This window comes from Faecalibacterium sp. Marseille-Q4137, assembly GCF_017377535.1.
GTDB classification, from domain to species: Bacteria; Bacillota; Clostridia; order Oscillospirales; family Ruminococcaceae; genus Faecalibacterium; species Faecalibacterium duncaniae.
In genome coordinates this window covers 13,007-29,750 of sequence record NZ_JAFREK010000035.1, presented here as the reverse complement: position 1 = coordinate 29,750, position 16,744 = coordinate 13,007, and the positions used below count along the sequence as shown (strand labels likewise).

The following is a 16,744-nucleotide window of genomic DNA, read 5'->3' as shown; positions in this document are numbered from 1 at the left end:
AAATAGAACTAAATACTGCGCTAACGAGAAGCAATGGGACATATCTCCAAGCATCTCGAAAATCCACCCCAACATAAAAGGACATAAAAACCTTTATAATTGAGATATAGATAATACACGCAGCACATACAACGAACAAATACATTCTTTGTACTGTACTGTAAAATGTACTATCATTTGAATCTTCATATTCCGTGATAGAAGATATCCCCCATGCTTGCGAAAAAATCGATATAACAACATTAATTAGAGCGGGTATTTTTGCAGCGACAGTATATAATCCAAGCATCGCTGGCCCCAATATATACTCGATCATAACCTTATCAGAAGACTGTATTACCCACCACGAGATGTTATTTAAAATAAGTGGTGTAGAATACCAAAGCATCTCCTTTAAGAGCTTAGAATCATGCTCAGATCTTTTGAGCTCACTTGCGTACTTTCCAAATATAAACACAAGCAAATCAGTGAGACACAGTGCCAAAATATTCGCTAACAGGTATCCTCGTACTCCAATATGTTTAATTGCTAAAAGAAGTACATTCAAAGATGCCATACAAGCAGTCTTTAAGACACTTAACACCGCATAAAGTCTATTTTTTCCACAAGCCTTCAAGTAGTTAAATTGAATCGAGTCGACAATACTAATCACAGCATATACGCTCAAATACCATTTCCATTGTGTCAAGGGCTTGTATAGGCCTACAACTGGACCTAGTGCAATAGCAACCAGGATGTCTACTCCAATAATATAGTAGCCCACCCGAAGGACATCCTCTCTTTTAAAGTCCTTTGACAGGCCATATCGAATAATTGCATCATGGATTACTACCGACATGATTGGTGTAAGAAATTGTGCTACAGTAAATACTAAATCTGCTGTTCCATATTCCTCTGTTGTTAAATAGTTCGTATACAGAGGAACCATAAAGAAAAGAATTATCTTTGATCCAAAGCTTCCGAGTGAAAAGATCAAAGTATCTTTCATCAGGCTCAAATACTTTTTTTTCAAATTACATATTCCTCCGCATTCTTTTCTCTCTGCTCAATCTCAGGCTAAGATGCAGAAAACTTCATTTTTCCTGAATTTCAACATTCTTTTGCAATTGGAAAAGCTCTAAGTCTCAACGAATCTTAATATCAAAATAAAAGTGCCGATACCGCCAAAATCGTTGTTGAGTTATATCTAAAGAGGAGTCTCGACAATACGTAACTTCCTCCACATTTTATCAGAAACACCACTCAAACGGATATGTTGTCTGCCATTCTGGAGTCCGATAGATTGTGATAATGACTCCATACAGCGCAAACAGAATCAATGCTGCAACTGTTACGATCTTTCTATTTTTTCCACGTTTCAGCTTTGAAGCTTGTTCCGAAAATTCCGCCACAGCATAAACAGAAAATATCCCTGAAAATCGCGTTAAAATTGTTGCCTGATTCGCCGCAATCAAAATTACAATATTTACAAGTGCCATGCGATATAGCGACAACTCAACTACGCTCTGCCCTGCTTCCCATTTTTGATTTTTGATCCATCGTGGAACCATCAACATCAGTGCGTAGACAATAATTTTCAGAACAATTGCCAGTCGTGCCTGTCCGTCCATATACGCACCTGCCACGTAATATTGGTATTTAGGAAATATCCTCAATAGAAAGTTTATCATCGGCCACATCAGCAGAACAATTCCAACAGCACAAACTGCCATCAGTCTTTCAAACTTCCACTTCTTTTTCAACGAGTTCACTCGATGCTCTTCAAACCACCAAAGCATCGGCCATGTCAACAAAAAAACATATGCTACAGCATGGAATTGCGCTGCCAGAATCACAAGAACAACAAAGCGAAGCAATTTCTTTTCAATCAGCACATCATATGCAAAGAACAATATTGCCATCGCAAGTGCCTGCCGCTGTATGCTCATCCAGCCATCAATTTCCAGCATCTCAACGATTAGACAGACAAATAATCCCGGTGCTTTACACCACTTATTTAGCCACCGAGCGAGAGACAGATATACAATAGCTCCTTCTGCAATTAGAACACATTGTCGACTTGAAAACAACCTTGTCAGGACATATGTAAATAGCATATATCCCTTCTCGAAGCGGCCATTCGACAGAGCTTGCTTCAATGTCATATTACATACAGCATCAAATAACTCTGTATATGCCTGCGTATCATTACCAATGCTTTCGCTATGAAACATTGTCATTAACGCCAACGGAAGCAACGCCCAAAAGAGGTAAATTATCTTCTTTTTCTGATTCATTGGCCAAAATGCTTTCATAGCATAAGCTATCAAAACTTCATAGCCCACTAAGCCGAGAAATTCTACTGTTGCAAGCACACTTTCCTCCATAATTAACCATTTATCCACCAACAATAGACTTGTTCTAACCGATTTCCGCACCCTATATTAGAGAAGTTGCTTAATTTTAGGCGATCGGCATATTGCTCCCTCTTTACATTTTTTCGTAACGCTATTTCAAGCCGACTTGCCCAAGCCTCCGGCGTATCGTTCAAACTCACATAATCAACAAGATCTGTATATACCATCTCACGCGTAACTGTATCAGATACTATCATCGACAATCCCATCGCCTGTGCTTCAACGCCTGTTACTGGAAGTCCTTCAAAAAAGCTGGGTAGAAAAAATGCATCCATGCCCTGATACAATTCCACCGTATCGTTCCGGCTTCCCAGAAGCTTTATATATTTTGTAAGCTTTTTCTCTTCTATATAAGTTTTCACCCGTTCCTCAAGTGGCCCATTTCCAACCCACCAGTATTCTACACTCGGAACATTTTTTAATAAGCATTTAAAAACGTCAATTGCAAAAAATGGATTTTTTTGCTCTGCCAATCGTCCTACCGTTCCTACTACAAACTTGTCTGTAGCATTCATCTTTTGCCGCACAGATTTACGCATCGTTGGATCAAAGCGGTATTTTTCTGTTTGAATCACATTCGGAATCACCGTAAACCCTTGATCTTCGAACATTGCACGGCCTGCCAGCTGTGAACATGCCGCATAATTTGTCGCCAGCGAACGCAGCACTGGAAGAAAAAACCGATTTCGGAACGCTTTAGCAGGTGTCTCTCCCATTTTTGAATTATGGCTGTGCAAAATCCGTACCGGAACACCTGCCTTTTTTGCGCACCACATCATTGGAATAGAAATATGCAAGGTATTATCATGGACAATATCATACTGACCCTCTGACAAAATTTTATTACAGACTTTAACATGCTCAGGAAGGTTTTTTATGCCCGGCAGAAAAAACATTTTTCCACCTGCAGCCTCTACCTCAGCATAATAAACAGAGTCGCCCTCTTTGTAAGATGCAATATCCACCTGCACCTCATCATGATTGAGATTACGCAGGTAATTCATCACAAAGCTTGCCACACCGTTTGCAACAAAAAGATTAGGAACAAGCATTAACACTTTTATTTTTTTCATACAATTCTCTTATATCTGTAAGAACGAGTCATCCACATTCATGTCAACTTTTCTCATAATCAGATATTTGCTTTCTCTCGCTCTCTGCAAATTATCTTCTGTTAAAATATCCGGACTGTTCGCACCTTTTTGAAAATGTAAATATGTCAAATAATCCGTATTTTCATCTGCATAAGGCGATATCATCACCAATGTTTGAAAGAATGATTCATCCGGACAGGTTGCATTCTCATAGAATTTGTAATACTCCGGATGAGTAGTAATGTACTGCATAATCCAATCAATTATTTCTCTCTTTAATGCCCACCATGAACTTCCAAAATAGAATTCTATCCCTAGCTGTTTTCTCTCGAAAATTTTCCACGTCTGATTGTATCCTCCGGTGAATTCAACCCACCCCCTCTTGATGATCTTTTGCCACGGTTTTCTGCCAATAAGTTTAATTGGAAAATAGATTTGATTCCGTTTATCCAAATTGTTTTGTTGATGACTTCCATGGTTTTTACTATTCCAATACTGAACAAAATTCGTGCCATTGTGTTCTTCAAAAAACTTTACAATTTTATCTGCTGAACGAAGCGGCCAATCTTGTCCACTAATCAACCAATAGTAATCATAGCCCCCCCTTATACCAGCAACAGCTGTATTCAAAAGATTTAGCGTTGCCGTAACCTGCGAAATCTGTGCCCATTCCACCGAAACACGCTGTTCATCCGGAAGCACAAACACATTTTCCCTATGAATAATTTTATCTGTAAAGTCAGCCTTTTTATCAATATGAAGATAGCAATCAATATCCGGATGATTTAAACGTTCAAGCAATAAATTGATTTGTTTTGGATTTTTATGACATTGAATCAAGATTGCAATTTTCATTATATCCTCATTTCTTTTTTGAATCCCTGATGTTTCTATATTTAAGGAATCCATTCACCATATACCAGCACTCATAATAAGCGGCCTCTATCGGGTTCAATCCGATATACCGATATGTATTCCAATTCATCTTTGCAGCCTTGAACTTGTTGCCCGACTTCGATGACTTTGCAATTCTATAAATGAGTAGCGGCTCATCTACGCCATAGGCCTTTCGTCCATCCTTCAGGATGCTGAGCCAAATTGCAAAGTCTTCATGCATTCCATCGCCTACCGCATAGTACTTTGTATATAGCTCTTTACGGACAAGCGCAGAGGAATTGGACAACACATTCTGTTTCAACAGCTGCCGGTAGGTAACTTCTGCAGGAGCAGCTAGATACCAGTCGATTGGCTTGCCATCTGCATCCATAAAAGCGGAACCTGTGAACAGCAGATCAGCATTCGTTTTTTCTTGAAGAGCAATCTGCTTTTCAAGCTTTTCCGGTTTCCATGCATCATCACTGTCCAAAATAGCAATCCACTCACCTCTGGTTTCTTCCAATCCATGTTTCCGGGTGTAAGAAACGCCGCTGTTCTTTTTATTTGAAATCAATCGAACCCGATTGTCTTTTTTCGCAACCGCTTCAACCAGTGCTGCAGTTTTATCTGTCGAGCAGTCATTAACAACAAGCAGCTCAAAGTTGGGATAGGTCTGGTTCAACACAGAATTTATTGCCTGTTCAATCGTTTTTTCGGCATTGTAGGCCGCCATAATAATACTTATCAGCCCAAAATCCACCTGCATCACTTCGTCTCCTGTCCCATCGCCGTAGTCTGCCCCTCTGCCACGCCTTCCGTGCTCTCCGGCATAAACAGGATCTTGATGGTAGCCAGCATAATCTTCAGATCTTCCACAATGCTGGGATGCGCAATATACATCAGATCCATCTGCAGCTTATCGTAGGGGGTGGTGTTGTATTTGCCGTACACCTGCGCATAACCGGTCAGGCCGGCCTTGGCCTGCAGGCGGAGCGCAAACTCTGGCATCTCCTCACAGTACTGGGCTGCGATCTCCGGACGCTCCGGGCGGGGGCCGACGATGGACAAGTCACCCTTGAGGATATTCAGCAACTGAGGAAGTTCATCCAAACGGCAGGCACGGATAATATGGCCCACCTTGGTAATACGGTCATCTTTATCACCGGTGGAAAGACGCGCCACACCATCTTTTTCGGCATCCACACGCATCGAGCGGAACTTCAGAATCTCAAACTGCTTACCATCTTTGGTCAGACGAACCTGCTTATAGAACGCGGGGCCACCATCGGATTTCACCGCAATGGCTGTAATCAGGAGGAGCGGGCTAAGAACGATCAGTGCAATCAGGGAGATCACAATATCCATTGCCCGTTTCACAAACAGATACTCCGGGCTTGCCATATAGCGCCCCACCCGCAGAACCGGCAGATGGAACATGTGCATCGGCTGTGAACCGCTCATGATCACATCGCCCACACGAGGGATCACAAACACATTGATGCCCTGTCCCACACAGTATTTCAGGATGATATTGCGCTCATGGCTGTGAACACCGCTGATGAACACGCTCTGCATTCCATCCAGCAGGCTCAGATCATTCAGGCACTCTTCAACGTTCAATGTCATCTTGACATCGTACTTTTTCGAGAGGCCGTATTCATTGATGAGCTTTTCCAGTCCATGCCGGACATCGTAGACCACTGCGGTGGGTTGAGGCGGAAAAGTCCGGAAATACCAGGTATGGGCGCATCTTGCCCACAGGGTTGCCATCACGACCTGTCCTGCAATCGCCGCGATGCCCGGCAGAATATTGCAGAGCCGTCGAGACATCAGGCAGATCACGATATACAGGATGCCGTCTGTCGCCATTGCCGCCAGCACTTGCCCATAAATCAACTCCGAAATACGCTGCAAAGACATCCAGAACGCATCGTAGACTTTTCCCAGCAGGAAGAACAACACCGCAAACAGACCGATCATAGCCCAGTTGCCCTTCCAACCAAACTTTGCATAGACCTGATACGAATAATACAGCTCCCAACAAAGTGCAAACGGAATCGTGATCATAATCAGATCAATCACTTTCACGAACTTTAGCATTACATCGTGCTGAAATTTTGACATAGTACCCCAATAACTCCTTCAATTGTTTTCTTTGGTTCTCATCAGCCTTCCTGATGCTGCCGTGGGTCAAGCTTTTTCCACTGCATTTCAACAGCATCCAACAAAGCCTCATACTCCTCCTATCGCAATCAAGGAGTATCCTCCATTTGAATCGTTGAGGGCATAGTCTGATTTTTTCTGCGACATCGTGATTTATTTCAACCTGTAACTCCTGTCCGACCCTTTATAAAGCCTGCGTGTAATGCGCTCCAGCTCCTGTCTCTTACGGCCTAAGTCAGAGTGAACATATCGCTGTAGCGTGATCGTTGCATTGGAATGGCCTAACAGTTCGCTCAAGGTTTTGATATCACATCCAGCCTGCAGGCAGGTCGTAGCGAACGTATGACGCAGAACATGTGGGTGAATTTTTCGGATCCTGGCCTGATTCAGGTAACATTGGATGCTCTTGCGGTAACAGCGTGGTTCTACAGGCCGTTCCTCGTTCCCGGAGAGAAACCATGTGGTATCGCTGTATTTTCTGTGCAACTTGCGTAGAGTTCTCAGCAACGGCTTCGGAAGCGGAAGTTCACGGTTAGAATGCTGTGTTTTGGGGGTCTGGATCACAACTTTTGTATGACCATTCCCACAACAGATTCGACAGACAGTGCGCCGGATTATTACTGTGCCTTCATCAAAATCAAAATCCCCCCACTGCAGGCCGCAGACCTCCCCGATTCGCAATCCAAGTTCCATTTGCAGAAGCATCCCGATTTTACGGGTGGTTGGTTCTGACAAAAGAAATTCCCGGAGAGAATCCTGTTCTGTCCGGGTCAAGGGTTGTGGTTCTGGTTTCTGTGTGTGTGGCAGTTTGACGCATATCTCGATGGGCGGCATGAGGTGCAGATGTGCAGCATACTTGCAGATTCGCCGCAGCATCCCAAGACATTCCTGTGCCGAGGATGCGCCAAGTGGCTTGTGGCTCCGGTCTGTGGGCGATAGAATTTGAAGAAAAAGACGTTCCAGCAAAGAATCCGTCATACTTGAGACCGGCAGACTGCCTAAAACAGGAAGAAAATATTTGTGCAGAGTGTACTGATAATGAACATATGTGGATTCTTTGACACTCTGCCTGATAGCCGTAAGCCAAAGCGCTGCCAGTTCTGAAAAATGCATCGACTTCCCGGAGAGCTGATAGAATCCGGACAGAGCTTTCTGCTTGATCAGTTCTTCCCGGACTTCGCTGTACGCATATCCATACAGGTACCCCCATACGGGTTTTCCTTCGGCGGTGCGCCCTTTGATATAACGCCCCTCCCAGCGGCCGTCCTTTCGCTTATGGATATTTTCTCCTCGTTTTGCCATCTGAATGCCTCCCTTTACTTGACCCTTGTTTGACTCCTTGTGAGCAAAGAAACGCTTCCGCAATTTCCATAAATTGCATTTCTTGTCTAAAATCGGATGAAATCGCATTAGAATGTTGTTTTTTCTCCGTCAATTTGGAATGATACAAGGTATTTCTATTGAAGTGCTGGTAAATTCATGATAAAATAAGGCGAGAATTGGTACAAGGCGAAAAATAAGAGGTATCTTCCATGATTCAAATGGAAGATACTCCTTGATTGCGGCAAGAGGAGCATGAGGCTTTGTTGGATGCTGTTGAAATGCAGTGGAAAAAGCTCGACTCATGGCAGCACCAGGATGGCTGAGTGAGAACCAAAGAAAACAATTGAAGGAGTTATTGGGGTATTATGTCAAAATTTCAGCATGATGTGATGTTGAAGATCGTAAAAATCATCGATTTGGTAATGATCACAATTCCGTTTGCACTTTGTTGGGAGCTGTATTATTCGTATCAGGTCTATGCAAAGTTTGGTTGGAAGGGCAACTGGGCCATGATCGGTCTGTTTGCGGTGTTGTTCTTTCTGTTAGGTAAAGTCTACGATGCGTTCTGGATGTCTTTGCAGCGCATCTCAGAGCTGATTTACGGACAGGTACTGGCAGCCATGGCAACCGATGGCATTCTGTACATTGTCATCTGCCTGATGGCCCGGCGGCTCTGCAATCTTCTGCCGGGCATCGCAGCGATTGCCGGACAGATCCTGATGGCCTCAATCTGGGCGAAGTTGGCGCATGGATGGTACTTTAATACATTCCAGGCCCAGCCGACTGCAGTCGTTTATGATGTTCGTCATGGATTGGAAAAGCTCATCAATGAGTACGGTCTTTCAAAAAAATACGATGTCAAGATGACCTTGAACGTTGAGGAATGCCTGAACGACCTGAGCCTGCTGGATGGAATGCAGAGCGTGTTCATCAGCGGTGTCCACAGCCATGAGCGCAATATCATCCTGAAATACTGTGTGGGACAGGGTATCAATGTGTTCGTGATCCCTCGTGTGGGCGATGTGATTATGAGCGGTGCCCAGCCGATGCATATGTTCCATCTGCCTATGCTGCGTGTGGGCCGCTACATGGCAAGCCCGGAGTTCTTGTTTGTCAAGCGTGCCATGGATATTGTGATCTCGCTGGTGGCACTGGTTATCCTGAGTCCGGTGTTTCTGATTACGGCTATTGCAGTCAAATCTGATGGTGGTCCTGCATTTTACAAGCAGGTGCGCCTGACCGAAGACGGCAAGCAGTTCGAGATCCTCAAGTTCCGTTCCATGCGGGTGGATGCAGAAAAAGACGGCGTGGCCCGCCTTTCCACCGGCGATAAGGACGACCGTATCACGAAGGTCGGCCATATTATTCGTGCCTGCCGTTTGGATGAACTTCCCCAGCTTCTGAATATCCTAAAGGGTGACTTGTCCATCGTCGGCCCCCGCCCGGAACGGCCTGAGATTGCTGCCCAGTACTGTGAAGAGATGCCGGAGTTTGCACTGCGGCTTCAGGCCAAGGCTGGCTTGACCGGTTACGCGCAGGTGTACGGCAAGTACAATACGACTCCTTACGATAAACTGCAGATGGATCTGATGTACATCGCCCATCCCAGCTTGATTGAGGATCTAAAAATTATGCTGGCGACCGTGAAGATCTTGTTTATGCCGGAAAGCACGGAAGGTGTGGCAGAGGGTCAGACTACGGCGATGGGGGATACAAACAAATGAAAAAAGTTTTAATTGTAGCCCATTATAGCCGGTTTCTGGTGCAGTTTGAGTTGAACGATGTGAAGTTACTGCAGGGCATGGGATATGAGGTCCATTATGCAACAAATTTTGAGCATGAAGATATGTATGCGGATGCAGTTCAGGTAATCCGTGAGCATGGTGTCATTCTGCACCAGGTGGATTTTGTCCGTTCTCCTTACAACATTTCAGCAAATATCAAAGCATACAAACAACTAAAGCATCTGATGCAGACCGAGATGTTTGCCGGAGTTCACTGTCATACTCCGATGGCAGGTGCACTGGCGCGTCTGGCCGCCAATGCAACCCGCACGGCACCAGTGCTCTATACCGCCCATGGCTTCCATTTTTATAAGGGATGCCCTCTGAAAAACCGGGTGATCTACCAGACCACCGAGACCTTTTTAGCGCGCTATACCGATGCCCAGATCACCATCAATCAGGAGGATTACGCCGCCGCACAGAAATTTCCCCTGCGTGGCAAGGCGTACTATGTACCCGGAATCGGCGTGGATGTGAAGAAGATCTCTTCCGTGCAGGTGGATCGAGCCACAAAGCGGGCAGAACTGGGCATCCCGGAAGATGCGTTTGCGTTCCTCACTGTGGGAGAATTGATTCCACGGAAAGGTCATGAGCTCTTGATCAGAGCTTTTGCAAAATCAAACATTTCGGGGGCACAACTTTTAATTTGTGGTAGTGGCAGAGAAAAGGAGCACTTAACTGCCTTGATTAAAGAACTTGGGATATCGGACAGAGCGCATTTGCTTGGCTTCCGGAATGACATATATGAACTGCTGAAATGTGCGGATGCCTTTGTATTTCCATCCAAACAGGAAGGACTGCCAGTGGCTTTGATGGAAGCAATGGCGGCGGGCCTGCCCTGTATTGCAAGCCGCATCCGTGGCAATGTTGACCTGCTGCCAGACAGCCGGTATCTGTTTGAGTCATCGGATGAGGCCGCATTATGTCAGCTGATGTGCGATGTTGTGGACGGCGTTCAGGTCGGGCAGGAGTATGCCCGGAACAAAAAGACACTGGAACAGTACGATGTACGGAACGTCAGTGAGCAGATGAAGAAGATCTATACGGAACTGCTGGGAGACTGAAAAAAATGAGGGTTCTTCACTTATTGAAAAGTACAAAATATTCTGGTGCCGAGAATGTAGTGCTTACGATTATGTCGCTCTTCCCGGAAGCAGAGATGATCTATGCCTCTCCGGATGGCCCGATCCGTAAAGTTGTGGAAGCCAGAGGTCTGAAGTTTTATCCGCTGGAAAACACCTCTGTCGGTGCCGTCCGGAGGGCAATCCGGGACTTGAAGCCCGACCTGATCCATGCACATGATTTCAGTATGGCGACCTGTGCCGCATGGGCGGCCGGAAAAACTCCGGTGGTGGCACATTTTCATAACAACCCGCTCTGGCTGAAGAAGGTCTGTCCGCAGTCTGTTGCGCTGGCACTGTCATTGCCCCGCATCCGAAATGTAATCAGCGTATCGAATTCCATTGAAGCGGAATATATCTTCCGGGGGCTTCTAAAACAAAAAAATACCGTGGTCGGCAATGTGGTAAACTGTGCCGATGTCCGGCAAAAGGCGCAGGAAACGTGCAATTGTGCACAGGTCGATCTGGTTTATCTCGGGCGGATGACCGATCCGAAGTGCCCCCTCCTGTTTTGCCAGATCGTGCAGAGGCTCCAGGAGAAGCGGCCACAGATCACCGCACGCATGATCGGTGACGGCGAGCTGATGTCCCAGGTAAAGGATTATATCCGACAAAGCGGACTGGAAAGCAATGTTGAACTGGCAGGTTTCCAGAGCAACCCTTACCCCTATCTGAATGCCGGCAAAGTCATGGTCATGCCCTCTGCATGGGAAGGCTTTGGTCTGGCTGCCGTGGAAGGCATGTGCCTTGGCAAGCCTGTTGTGTGCAGCGGTGTCGGCGGGCTGGCAGATATTGTGGACGAAACCTGTGGAGCGGTTTGCAAAACGATCGACGAGTACTGCAGCGCTATCCTGAAACTGCTGCAGGATGAAAATGCTTATTGCCGCTGTTCCGCAAATGCGGTTGGAAAGAGCATGCAATATACGGATATGCAGCGCTATACCGTAGCCATAAAGTCCATTTATGAATCAACTCTGGAGGGAAGCAGAAATGCCTGATTGTCTGATGGTAACGGTGCTGACCCCGACCTATAACCGTGCCAATACATTGCCCAAACTGGTTGACAGCCTTTGCAGACAGACCAGAACGGATTTCCAGTGGCTTGTTATCGATGATGGCAGCACAGATGATACCGAAGCGTATATGGAAGCGTTAAAGCAGCAGAATCTTCCGTTTGAGTGGGAATACCACAAAAAGGAAAACGGCGGAAAGCATACCGCTCTGAATGCAGCTCATCCTTATATCAAGGGTGATGTTGTCCTCATTCTGGACAGCGACGACTACCTGACACCGGATGCAGTTGAAACAGTCGAGCGGGAATGGCCCTGTTATCGGAATCGACCCGATCTTTGCGGCATGAGCTATTTCAAAGGCAAGGAAGATGGCACACATTTAGGTGTTGCAAACCCAGCAGATTTTTATGTAGCTGACCATCTTCATTACCGGGTAAATCAGGGCATCAGGGGCGATCATTGTGAAATCGTGCGGGCTGACCTATTCAAGAAATATCCATTCCCAGTTTATCCGAACGAGCGCTTTATGGCGGAAAGCTGGCTTTGGAATGCGATGGCCCTGAACTACAAGACGGTGTATCGCAATAAAACCATTTACATCTGCGAATATCTGGAAGGCGGACTGACAAAAAGCGGCCGTGCACTGCGAATGAAAAGCCCCCTTGGAATGATGGATGACTGCCGCAGCTACCTGAACGATGAAGTCTGCCTGAAAGTCCGGGTCAAAGAGATGTTGCTCTATTGGGTGTACGCAAGGTGCGCCGGCTATTCGTTTGCAAAAGCACTATCAACAAGCGGCAGACCCGTCGGGATGACTTTAACAGCAATCCCCGGTTGGATGCTGTACTTTTACTGGAAGAAAAAATATTTGAAATAATGAGGGTGTGCGGTGGTTTATTTTCTGGTCATTGATGCGGTATTGTTTCTTTCCGCATGGTGCAAGCCGAAACAGTCAAAAATTCTGTTTGGGGCATCAATTTTCATATTGTGGTTTGTGATGGCATTCCGTAATGTAAATCTTGGCGGAAGTGATGCCTATGTGTATCAGCAGTGGTTTTATACTGCGGTTCCAAAATTATCACAATTTGAGTTCAATCCGTTTGTGTTTCAACGAGACATTCAGGCTGAGTGGGGTTTCGGCTGGCTTTTCACATTGCTTGCTTCCTTCATCAAAACCTTTGCAGTTGATTACATCGTATTTCAGGTCTTTTATGTGACACTGAGCTTCCTCCTTCTGGCTGTGATTCTCCATGATATGGAACTCACTGTGCAGGAAAAATCGCTGTTCATGTTTTCCTATCTGTCGCAGCAGATGGTGTGGTTTTTCTGTGTCCTGCTTCGGCAAAATCTTGCAGACCTGCTGGTCTGGTATGTTTTGGAACATCCATTCAAACGCCACCCATGGTTGAAAAAAATTCTGCTCCTCTATCTTGCCACCTTACTGCATACTTCTGCCTATATTGCAATCGCTGTTATTCTTGCCTTGAAAATCATAAAACGGTTCCCGATCAAAAAAGTTGTCTCCGGGGCACTGCTTCTGGGAACAATTTTATTCTTTGCCGGAACAAAAATCATCTCATTTATGCTCGCTTTTATGGCTGCACTTGATCCGCGGTACGGCATGTATCTTAACGCTTCCGGTGAGCGTTCCAACATCGTCAATTTTGCATTGAGAGGTTTTTTTCTGGTTCTGCTGTACCTGGAATACCGGAAGAACGCTTCTCCGGAGGGAAGAAAATATCTTTATATCAGTGCTTTCTGCTTTTTAATTGGTTCTATTCCGCAGGCACTGGCAGTACGGATGACGGAATATTTTGTGATTGCAAATCACTATTCCATTGCCAAGTTCCCAGAACTTTTTGAATCAAAAAGTCGGAAGCTTGCTGCGATATTATGTTTTGCTTTCTTCTTCATGGTTTTTGTGCGATTTGCAAATGTAAATGCAACATTCCTGAAAATATACCAATTTAACTGGAATTAACTACTGGAGGAAAATATGGTCTCAGTCATCATTCCATGCTACAATAGCGAAAAAACAATTGGCTCCTGCCTTGAGAGTATTTTAAATCAAACATATTCTGATATTGAGGTTATTACTGTAGATGATGGTTCCACAGACAAAACCAGTGAAATCATTCAAACTTATTCAGATAGAGACAGTCGTATTCTTTTAATTAGAAAAGAAAATGGTGGTGTATCATCTGCAAGAAATCTTGGAATACATGTGGCTCATGGGGATTGGCTTCTTTTTGTTGATTCAGACGATACTATTTTAAATACGCACATTGAAACATTAATAAAAAATGCAGTTTCACCTAGTAGTATTGTTATTTCCGGGTTCAAAGAAGTGCGAGACGGTAAAATTCTCGATGGAATAAAAATGCCTACAGAAATTTATGAGCCAAAAGATGGCCTAGCCATTGGAATTGGCATGATTCCATACCCGATGAATTATAGGATCGCATTTGCAGGTCCTTGGGCGAAACTTATCCCTAAAAAAATTGTAGTTGAAAACAATATTTTCTTTCCAGAAGATCTTTCTTTGGGTGAGGATACTCTTTTTATTTATGAATGTTACAGCCACTGCGATAAGATCGTTATTGTACATGAGCACTTATATTTATATCATATAATATCTAATTCAGGCTCACTATCTTCTAAAGGTACAGTGGGGATGGAAATGACCATTGAAAGCCAACGAAGGCTTTATGCAAAAAAAGTATCGCTTTTACTGGAAAAAGGTATTTTAGATGACTATCCTCAAATATATCATGGAACATATATAGCTCTTTGGTGGTCTATCCGAAATACTGCATATGGAGAAAGAGTAAAATATTCCGATATCAAGCAGGCCTTTACAAAACTCATATCGGATAAAAATATTCAAACCGGTGCACTTTTTTGCAATCCAGAAGATATCAAAGAACGTGTTATCTGTTACTTGATTCGACACAAGAATATAACCTTTTTATGTTCAACCGTATACATATTGAATTTTTTCTTAGGCAAAAAGAGTTGATTTCTTTTCTTTAGAAAAAATATTTCAGAAAGATTCTTCGAAATCATGAACGAACGAAAAAAAGGCGCAGCATTATCCTACATACAAGTGTTCCTAAGCGTAGTTGTCAGCATGATCTACGTCCCGGTTCTTCTTCACTTTCTTGGACAGAGTGAGTACGGATTATATCAGATCGTCGGCTCATTCTTTTCCTATGTCACCGTTTTTGAATCCTGTGTGTCGGCCGGTATTCTAAGAAACTACTGTAATGCATTGGGGCGCAGCGACCATGAAGAAGCCGCTGTGACTCTGTCGATGGCAAGAAACATCTATCGTTTTCTGGCTCTCATTCTGGATCTGGTCGGAATCGCCGTGGTGTTTGCCTTCCGGAGCTTCTACGCCGGTTCATTCAGTACCTCGGAACTGAACGAAAGCGTTGCCATTCTGATCCTGCTGTTCGTAAATATGACCTTCACCTTGCAGGGTTCGGTTTATCTGACTGTGCTTACCGGGCATGAGAAGTACACCTTTTTGCGGATATTATCCATCCTGATGCAGATCATACAACCGCTTCTGGTCATTTTGTGCGTCAGCCGGATCCCGTATGCGATCACAGTCTCGGTGGTGATCGTCCTTCTGAACCTCCTGACCATTGGAATTCGGTATGGCTATGTGACCCGAAAACTAAAAATCCAGATCACAAAACAGCCCAAAGATTCCCGGATCGTGAAGAGCATCCTCGGCCTTTCTGCGGCCATCCTGCTCGGAAGCATTGCGGATCAGATTTTCTGGAAAACAGATCAGATCATTCTGGGACGAATGTTCAACACCGCAGTCGTTGCAGTTTATTCTGTCGGTGCTCAGATTTACATGATGTATATGCAGTTTGGCACACAGGTCTCAGGTGTTTTCTATCCCAGAGTCAGCGCCTTGTATCAAGAAGAAAACGGTCTGCAGAAAGTATCGGATTTGTTCATCCGGATAGGACGGATCACCTTCTACATCATTCTTCTGGTTTTATCCGGCTTCATCATTTTCGGACGTGAATTTCTGCTGCTGTGGGTCGGAGAAGGCTACGAAGAAGCCTATTGGGTTGCGATCATCGTCATGCTTCCATTTTCCATCGATCTTGCGCAGAATCTCGGGCTTTGCATTCTACAGATCAAGGGACAGTATGGCTTTCGTGCAAAGATTTATTTCCTGAGCGCTGTCCTGAATATTGTAACAACTGTCTTGTTTACAAAATTGATTGGAATTGTAGGTGCCGCACTTTCCACTAGCATTTCGATGTTCCTGACCAGCGGCCTGATCATGAACTGGTACTTTCAAAAACGAGCCGGTCTCGACATCCGGAAATTCTGGAAGGAGACTCTGCCCATTATCATCGCCACACTTTTGCTGACCACTGGGGCGCTCCTGCTCAAGCATTTTCTGGTATCTGAGAGCGCTGGTTCCTTCCTGACGTTCGGGTTGGAAGTTATTCTTTACACCACACTCTACGGCATCGTCATGCTTAAAATCGTGGCAGACCGTTCCGAAAAGGAACAATTTCTTCAAATTGTCACAAGCTTGACCCTCACTCTAAAACGAAAATAAGTGCCCACCTAACGAAACCACATGCTTTTTAACATTGGGGGTTGTAATGCCGGGTGGCATTCGATTTGGACATCTGCCGGATATAGCGATTTTGACCCACCCGGAGCGCCTCAAGCAGATGCAGCCTTGGGGAAATCTCGTCTGGAAAAACTTTGCATAACAACCAAAATGGGGCATCCGATTTAAACGTCGGGTGCCTTTTTTCTTTGTGGCAACGTGTTTTCTCTGAACAGCCACCATATTTTGTCCTGGACTGGGGAGAACAGATAACTCTTCCCTTCAGCCGGAATGACCCCCGGCTCCAGATTTTCAACCACCCCCACCCCACTTCTGACTACCTCTGACTTCCGCCAAACAAAAAGCCAGCATATCATACGCAA

Annotated in this window: 14 protein-coding genes; 7 read left to right on the top strand and 7 right to left on the bottom strand. The window is 44.8% G+C overall.

Features of this window, described 5'->3' with window-relative positions:
• The 7 genes from J3353_RS12595 to J3353_RS12565 form a co-directional block, all read right to left on the bottom strand.
• The coding region (locus J3353_RS12595) for a lipopolysaccharide biosynthesis protein (RefSeq protein ID WP_207684980.1) at positions 1-1,012 on the bottom strand (1,012 nt) is incomplete at its 3' end.
• A gap of 217 nt (positions 1,013-1,229) precedes the next feature.
• On the bottom strand, positions 1,230-2,354 hold the full coding sequence (locus J3353_RS12590; RefSeq protein WP_179860357.1) for an EpsG family protein: 1,125 nt from the start codon (positions 2,352-2,354) through the stop codon (positions 1,230-1,232).
• Positions 2,355-2,368: 14 nt separating this feature from the next.
• Positions 2,369-3,469: a glycosyltransferase family 1 protein gene (locus tag J3353_RS12585; RefSeq protein WP_117476384.1), complete on the bottom strand. Its 1,101-nt coding sequence runs from the start codon at positions 3,467-3,469 to the stop codon at positions 2,369-2,371.
• A 9-nt stretch (positions 3,470-3,478) separates the two neighbouring features.
• Positions 3,479-4,345, bottom strand: a complete 867-nt coding sequence (locus J3353_RS12580) for a beta-1,6-N-acetylglucosaminyltransferase (protein WP_207684979.1) — start codon at positions 4,343-4,345, stop codon at positions 3,479-3,481.
• A gap of 7 nt (positions 4,346-4,352) precedes the next feature.
• Positions 4,353-5,132 (bottom strand): glycosyltransferase family 2 protein, encoded by a 780-nt coding sequence (locus J3353_RS12575; RefSeq protein WP_207684978.1) that lies wholly within the window; start codon positions 5,130-5,132, stop codon positions 4,353-4,355.
• Complete coding sequence (locus J3353_RS12570) at positions 5,132-6,490, bottom strand: sugar transferase (RefSeq protein ID WP_207684977.1); 1,359 nt, start codon at positions 6,488-6,490, stop codon at positions 5,132-5,134. Before J3353_RS12570 ends, J3353_RS12575 begins: the two co-directional genes overlap by 1 nt.
• 192 nt (positions 6,491-6,682) lie before the next feature.
• A complete protein-coding gene (locus J3353_RS12565; protein ID WP_207684976.1) occupies positions 6,683-7,831 on the bottom strand; it encodes a site-specific integrase in 1,149 nt (382 codons plus the stop codon).
• A gap of 386 nt (positions 7,832-8,217) precedes the next feature.
• Between J3353_RS12565 and J3353_RS12560 the strand changes: the two genes are divergently transcribed.
• The 7 genes from J3353_RS12560 to J3353_RS12530 are packed head-to-tail and all read left to right on the top strand — an operon-like array spanning position 8,218 to position 16,364.
• Entirely contained in the window at positions 8,218-9,576 is a 1,359-nt protein-coding gene (locus J3353_RS12560) for a sugar transferase (RefSeq protein ID WP_207684975.1), read from the top strand.
• Complete coding sequence (locus J3353_RS12555) at positions 9,573-10,700, top strand: glycosyltransferase (RefSeq protein WP_207684974.1); 1,128 nt, start codon at positions 9,573-9,575, stop codon at positions 10,698-10,700. Before J3353_RS12560 ends, J3353_RS12555 begins: the two co-directional genes overlap by 4 nt.
• Before the next feature lie 5 nt (positions 10,701-10,705).
• Complete coding sequence (locus J3353_RS12550) at positions 10,706-11,755, top strand: glycosyltransferase (RefSeq protein ID WP_207684973.1); 1,050 nt, start codon at positions 10,706-10,708, stop codon at positions 11,753-11,755.
• Positions 11,748-12,647, top strand: coding sequence for a glycosyltransferase family 2 protein (locus J3353_RS12545; RefSeq protein WP_207684972.1), 900 nt, complete (start codon positions 11,748-11,750; stop codon positions 12,645-12,647). The genes J3353_RS12550 and J3353_RS12545 overlap by 8 nt, the downstream gene beginning before the upstream one ends.
• Before the next feature lie 12 nt (positions 12,648-12,659).
• Positions 12,660-13,751 (top strand): EpsG family protein, encoded by a 1,092-nt coding sequence (locus J3353_RS12540; RefSeq protein WP_117476391.1) that lies wholly within the window; start codon positions 12,660-12,662, stop codon positions 13,749-13,751.
• Positions 13,752-13,766: 15 nt separating this feature from the next.
• Positions 13,767-14,789, top strand: a complete 1,023-nt coding sequence (locus J3353_RS12535) for a glycosyltransferase family A protein (protein WP_207684971.1) — start codon at positions 13,767-13,769, stop codon at positions 14,787-14,789.
• 45 nt (positions 14,790-14,834) lie between these two features.
• A complete protein-coding gene (locus J3353_RS12530) occupies positions 14,835-16,364 on the top strand; it encodes an oligosaccharide flippase family protein (RefSeq protein WP_207684970.1) in 1,530 nt (509 codons plus the stop codon).
• The last annotated feature ends 380 nt before the right edge of the window (positions 16,365-16,744 follow it).

Coding starts and splice junctions, on each gene's coding strand:
- J3353_RS12585 (WP_117476384.1), bottom strand. CDS start 3,469: ATGAAAAAAATAAAAGTGTTAATGCTTGTTCCTAATCTTTTTGTTGCA.
- J3353_RS12580 (WP_207684979.1), bottom strand. CDS start 4,345: ATGAAAATTGCAATCTTGATTCAATGTCATAAAAATCCAAAACAAATC.
- J3353_RS12575 (WP_207684978.1), bottom strand. CDS start 5,132: ATGCAGGTGGATTTTGGGCTGATAAGTATTATTATGGCGGCCTACAAT.
- J3353_RS12570 (WP_207684977.1), bottom strand. CDS start 6,490: ATGTCAAAATTTCAGCACGATGTAATGCTAAAGTTCGTGAAAGTGATT.
- J3353_RS12565 (WP_207684976.1), bottom strand. CDS start 7,831: ATGGCAAAACGAGGAGAAAATATCCATAAGCGAAAGGACGGCCGCTGG.
- J3353_RS12560 (WP_207684975.1), top strand. CDS start 8,218: ATGTCAAAATTTCAGCATGATGTGATGTTGAAGATCGTAAAAATCATC.
- J3353_RS12555 (WP_207684974.1), top strand. CDS start 9,573: ATGAAAAAAGTTTTAATTGTAGCCCATTATAGCCGGTTTCTGGTGCAG.
- J3353_RS12550 (WP_207684973.1), top strand. CDS start 10,706: ATGAGGGTTCTTCACTTATTGAAAAGTACAAAATATTCTGGTGCCGAG.
- J3353_RS12545 (WP_207684972.1), top strand. CDS start 11,748: ATGCCTGATTGTCTGATGGTAACGGTGCTGACCCCGACCTATAACCGT.
- J3353_RS12535 (WP_207684971.1), top strand. CDS start 13,767: ATGGTCTCAGTCATCATTCCATGCTACAATAGCGAAAAAACAATTGGC.
- J3353_RS12530 (WP_207684970.1), top strand. CDS start 14,835: ATGAACGAACGAAAAAAAGGCGCAGCATTATCCTACATACAAGTGTTC.